At 60.2% G+C, this 3,725-nt stretch carries 5 protein-coding genes and 1 pseudogene; all 6 read left to right on the top strand.

Annotated features, from left to right (window positions below; translation table 11 throughout):
• Window positions 1–357: pseudogene (locus tag Q8M42_RS11645) on the top strand (UDP-3-O-(3-hydroxymyristoyl)glucosamine N-acyltransferase); the annotation flags it as partial.
• Between the two features lie 48 nt (window positions 358–405).
• The gene (gene fabZ / locus Q8M42_RS11640; protein WP_090383257.1) at window positions 406–846 is read left to right on the top strand and encodes a 3-hydroxyacyl-ACP dehydratase FabZ; all 441 of its coding nucleotides are present in this window, start codon (window positions 406–408) and stop codon (window positions 844–846) included.
• The gene (lpxA, locus tag Q8M42_RS11635) at window positions 843–1,619 is read left to right on the top strand and encodes an acyl-ACP--UDP-N-acetylglucosamine O-acyltransferase (RefSeq protein ID WP_304866005.1); all 777 of its coding nucleotides are present in this window, start codon (window positions 843–845) and stop codon (window positions 1,617–1,619) included. The genes fabZ and lpxA overlap by 4 nt, the downstream gene beginning before the upstream one ends.
• Before the next feature lie 3 nt (window positions 1,620–1,622).
• On the top strand, window positions 1,623–2,756 hold the full coding sequence (gene lpxB / locus Q8M42_RS11630) for a lipid-A-disaccharide synthase (RefSeq protein WP_304866008.1): 1,134 nt from the start codon (window positions 1,623–1,625) through the stop codon (window positions 2,754–2,756).
• Window positions 2,756–3,352 (top strand): ribonuclease HII, encoded by a 597-nt coding sequence (rnhB, locus tag Q8M42_RS11625; protein ID WP_304866011.1) that lies wholly within the window; start codon window positions 2,756–2,758, stop codon window positions 3,350–3,352. Before lpxB ends, rnhB begins: the two co-directional genes overlap by 1 nt.
• 111 nt (window positions 3,353–3,463) lie before the next feature.
• Window positions 3,464–3,725 (top strand): PHP domain-containing protein (locus Q8M42_RS11620; protein WP_305284041.1); only part of this gene is annotated, 262 nt, incomplete at its 3' end.

Here is a 3,725-nt window from a genome sequence, read left to right as displayed (position 1 = left end):
AACCAGATCATGATCGCGCACAACGTGCAGATCGGCGACAACACGGCCATGGCCGGTTGCGCGGGTATTTCCGGCAGCACCAAGATCGGCAAGAACTGCATGATTGCGGGCGGCGTCGGCATGGTTGGGCATATCGAGGTGTGCGACAACGTGTTCGTCACCGGCATGACCATGGTCACCCGCTCGATCACCGAGCCGGGCTCCTATTCGTCGGGTACCGCCATGCAGCCGGCGGCTGAATGGCGCAAGAGTGCGGCACGGATTCGTCAGTTGGACGATATGGCGCGACGCCTGCAACAGTTGGAAAAGCAGCTGGCCGCCGTGACCCCAGCTGCCGACACTTCATCTGATGCCTGAGCCGGTATTTACCGGCTTCTCTTTTTTCTCTTACAGGCTTCTCTGCACATGATGGACATTAACCAGATTCGCGAATACTTGCCGCACCGCTACCCGTTCCTGCTGGTGGACCGGGTTGCCGAGCTGGACCTTGAAGGCAAGCGCATTCGCGCCTACAAGAATGTCAGCATCAATGAGCCGTTTTTCAACGGGCATTTTCCTGAGCACCCGATCATGCCGGGCGTTCTGATCATCGAAGCCATGGCTCAGGCTGCCGGGATTCTTGGTTTCAAGATGATGGATCTGAAGCCCTCCGATGGCACCCTGTATTACTTTGTCGGCTCCGACAAGCTACGCTTTCGCCAGCCAGTGGTGCCGGGTGATCAACTGATCCTCGAGGCCCGCTACCTGAGCAGCAAGCGCAGCATCTGGAAATTCGAGTGCAAGGCCAGCGTCGACGGCAAGGAAGTCTGCTCGGCAGAAATCATCTGTGCGGAACGCAAACTATGAGTTTGATTGACCCTCGCGCCATCATCGATCCCAGTGCCAAGTTGGCTGACGACGTAGTCGTCGGCCCTTGGTCGATAGTTGGGGCCGATGTAGAAATTGGCGAGGGTACAGTGATCGGCCCCCATGTGATCCTCAAGGGGCCGACCCGGATCGGTAAACACAACCGCATCTATCAGTTTTCCTCGGTGGGTGAAGACACTCCCGATCTCAAGTACCAGGGCGAGGCGACTCGTCTGGTAATTGGCGATCACAACGTGATCCGCGAGGGTGTCACCATCCACCGCGGCACCGTGCAGGATCGCAGTGAAACCACCCTCGGCGACCACAACCTGATCATGGCCTACGCCCACATTGGCCATGACAGCGTGATCGGTAACCATTGCATCCTGGTCAACAACACTGCGTTGGCTGGGCATGTGTGGGTCGATGACTGGGCGATTCTCTCCGGCTACACCTTGGTGCATCAGTTCTGCCGTATCGGCGCACACAGCTTTTCCGGCATGGGCACGACGATTGGCAAGGATGTTCCGGCGTTCGTCACCGTGTTCGGCAATCCGGCCGAAGCGCGCAGCATGAACTTCGAGGGCATGCGCCGCCGTGGTTTTAGCGCCGAGGCCATTGCTGCCTTGCGCCGTGCTTACAAGATTGTCTATCGCCAGGGGCTTACGGTTGACCAGGCGATGACTGAGCTGGCCGAGTCGTCCGCAGAATTTCCCGAAGTCGCGATCTTCCGCGATTCCATTCAGGCTTCAAGCCGCGGCATTACCCGATAATTTATGACTGACCTGATGCGTGTCGCGCTGGTCGCTGGCGAGGCGTCTGGCGATATTCTCGGTGCGGGCCTGATGCAGGCCCTCAAAGCCCAATACCCACAGATCGAATTTATCGGTGTCGGTGGCCCGCTGATGCAGGCTCAGGGGCTGAATTCCTATTTCCCGATGGAGCGCCTGTCGGTGATGGGCTTGGTCGAGGTGCTCGGCCGTTTGCCTGAGCTGCTGTCACGGCGCAAGCGGCTGATCAACACCCTGATCGCGGCCAAGCCGGACGTATTTATCGGCATCGATGCGCCGGATTTCAACCTGACCCTTGAACTCAAGTTGCGTCAGGCGGGCATCAAGACCGTGCATTACGTCAGCCCGTCCGTATGGGCCTGGCGGCAGAAGCGCGTACTGAAGATTCGCGAGGCCTGCGACCTGATGCTGACCCTGTTCCCGTTCGAGGCGCAGTTCTATCAGGATCATCAGGTGCCGGTGCGCTTTGTCGGCCATCCGCTGGCCGATACCATTCCGCAGCAGGCGGACCGCGCTGCGGCCCGTGAGGCGCTGAATTTGGCGCAGAATCAGCCGGTGGTGGCCTTGATGCCGGGCAGCCGTGGCGGCGAAGTGTCGCGCCTGGGCAGCCTGTTTCTCGATGCCGCCGTGCGGTTGCGCACTTTGCGCCCCGGTATTCAGTTTGTGTTGCCCTGTTCCAGTCCCGAGCGCCGTGCGCAGCTTGAGCAAATGCTCGTGGGCCGTGATCTGCCGTTGACCTTGCTCAATGGTCGCTCCCATGAGGCGTTGGCGGCCTGTGATGCGGTATTGATTGCATCCGGTACGGCGACCCTTGAGGCGCTGCTGTACAAGCGGCCCATGGTGGTGGCGTACAAGGTGGCGCCATTGACCTATCGCATCCTTAAGCGCCTGGTTACCAGTGCCTATATCTCCCTGCCTAATCTGTTGGCCGAGCGTCTGTTGGTGCCCGAAATGATTCAGGACGCTGCTACGCCCGAAGCGCTGGCCCAGTTGCTGGCGCCGCTGCTGAATGGCGGCGAGGTGCAGACCGAAGGCTTTGATGTGATTCACCGGGCGTTGCGGCGTGACGCTTCGGTGCAGGCTGCCCAAGCCGTGTTGCAACTGACAGGGCGCGGCTGATGCAGCTCGGGCTGGATTTCACCCTGGTGCAGGAGCTGGTGGCCGGTGTTGATGAAGTCGGCCGTGGCCCGCTCTGCGGCGCGGTCGTAACCGCTGCGGTGATCCTTGATCCGGCGCGGCCAATTCTCGGCCTGAACGATTCGAAAAAGCTCACCGAGGCGCGTCGGGAAAAACTTTTCGACGAGATTTGTGAAAAAGCCCTGGCCTGGTGCATCGCCCGCGCCGAGGTCGAGGAAATCGATCAGCTGAATATTCTCCAGGCCACCATGCTGGCCATGCAGCGCGCGGTCGAAGGCCTGAGTGTCACGCCCAAGCTGGCGCTGATTGATGGTAATCGCTGCCCGAAACTGCAGGTGCCCAGCGCTGCCGTGATCAAGGGTGATAGCCAGGTGCCGGCGATTGCCGCGGCGTCGATCCTGGCCAAGGTCAGCCGTGACCGTGAGATGCAGCTGCTGGATCAGCAATACCCCGGCTACGGTATCGCCGGGCACAAAGGCTATCCCACCCCGGTACACCTGGAAGCGCTGCGGCGCCTCGGGCCGACCCCGATTCACCGGCGCTCTTTTGGCCCGGTACGTGCGTTGTTGGACGACTGACACAACGCTCACGCAACTCCCTCGTTATCCTGTGCCCGGTAGCGCTTGTCGCGCGCTGCTGCGGTTGTACAATCCCTGCCTTGTCGTTTTTGCGTTTTGTATAGGACTGCCATGACCGCTTCGTTCGTCCACCTGCGTTTGCACACTGAGTTTTCCCTGGTCGACGGGCTGGTACGGGTCAAACCACTGATCAAGTCGGTGGCGGCAGCCGGAATGCCGGCGGTTGCGGTCACTGACATGAGCAATATGTGCTCGTTGGTGAAGTTCTATAAGGCGGCCATGGGCGGTGGTATCAAGCCGATCTGCGGTGCCGACATCTGGCTGGCCAGTGCTGATGAAGATGGCCCGCTCAGCCGTATGACTTTGCTGGCGA

Origin of the sequence: Pseudomonas sp. (genome assembly GCF_030684895.1) — a bacterium.
GTDB lineage: Bacteria > Pseudomonadota > Gammaproteobacteria > Pseudomonadales > Pseudomonadaceae > Aquipseudomonas.
The sequence above is the reverse complement of the archived record's forward strand: the minus strand, read 5'-3'. Positions and strand labels throughout refer to the sequence as shown.